Raw genomic sequence first — 1218 nt, 5'->3', positions numbered from 1 at the left:
GGAGGCGGTGATCCAGGCCCGCGGCCAGGGCGGCGAACGTCAGGTCGAGAACGCCGAGGTCGTGCTCGTCAGCGGCAACGGAGGCGTTCTGGACCACCACTCCACTCTTGTCCTCGGCGCGCACGCCGGCTGAAGAACCGAAAAGGAGTTCCTTCCATGCCCCTTGCGGCCGTCCACCGGGACCCCGTCACCGAAACCTTCTTCGACTTCACCGCCCGCAGCACATTCCCTGTGCTGCGCTGCCGGGCCTGCGGCAAGCACTCCGGGCCCAAGGAACAGCAGTGCTGGGCCTGCGCCTGCACCGACCTGGAACCGCGGGCCGCGGCCGGCGGCGCCCGGCTGGTCAGCTGGTCCGTCACGCACACCCGGCCCCAGACCGGCGAAGAGCCGGCGCGCACCGTACTGGCCGTCGCCGAACTGGACGAGGGGCCCTGGTGGTGGTCCCAGCTCCTCGACGCCGACCCGGCCGCACTCGCTGTGGGACAGCGGCTGCGCATCGACTTCGAGCGGCCCGAGGGCGGGGAGGCCGTCCCGGTCTTCCGGCCCGCCCTCACCGACCCTGCCCGACACACCTCGTAAGACATCCGATCCAAGGAGCTGCACATCATGGCCTGCACCGACGCCAACCACTACATCGGCGGCACCTACACCGCGCCCGCGGGCACCGGCCTGATCCAGGTCGTGAACCCGGCCACCGGTGAGGTCTTCGGGCGGGCCGCGGACGGTACCGCCGAGGATATCGACACCGCGGTCGGTTCTGCTCGCGCCGCGCTGCCCGGCTGGGCCGCGCGCGGCGGCAAGGAGCGGGCTGAGGTCATGGAGCGGTTCGCCGACGCCATCGACGGCGCCGGCGACCGGCTGGCCTCGCTGGTGAGCACCGAGAACGGCATGCCGGGCTTCCTGTCCCGGCTCTCCCAAGTCACCGCCTCCGCCAGCCAGTTGCGGTACTACGCCGGACTCGCCCGGGAGACGCCCGAGGAGGAGACCCGTCCCGGCACCATCGGCCCGGTCGTGGTGCGCCGGGAGCCGATCGGCGTCGCCGGGCCCATCGTGCCCTGGAACTACCCGGTCAGCCTGATCATGATGAAGCTCGCCCCTGCCCTCGCCGCCGGCTGCACGGACGTCGACAAACCCAACGTCATCTGTATTTTCGACGGTCGTTGGCGCCTTTAATGCACCGTAATTACCTTCCGCTCTCCTCCGACGAGCAGCAGTGCT

2 protein-coding genes are annotated in these 1218 nt (G+C 70.6%); both read left to right on the top strand.

Going from position 1 to position 1218, the window contains the following annotated elements:
• The first annotated feature begins 156 nt into the window (after positions 1–156).
• Positions 157–579: a Zn-ribbon domain-containing OB-fold protein gene (locus KVT44_RS55465; RefSeq protein WP_217576837.1), complete on the top strand. Its 423-nt coding sequence runs from the start codon at positions 157–159 to the stop codon at positions 577–579.
• A gap of 27 nt (positions 580–606) precedes the next feature.
• Positions 607–1173 carry an aldehyde dehydrogenase family protein gene (locus KVT44_RS55460; protein ID WP_217576835.1) on the top strand — a complete coding sequence of 189 codons (567 nt, stop codon included), beginning with the start codon at positions 607–609 and terminating at the stop codon, positions 1171–1173.
• Positions 1174–1218 lie beyond the last annotated feature (45 nt).

The sequence above is a fragment of the Streptomyces sp. GbtcB7 genome (genome assembly GCF_019091445.1).
In the GTDB taxonomy this organism is placed as follows: Bacteria; Actinomycetota; Actinomycetes; order Streptomycetales; family Streptomycetaceae; genus Streptomyces; species Streptomyces mirabilis.
This window is presented reverse-complemented; position numbering and strand designations above follow the sequence as displayed.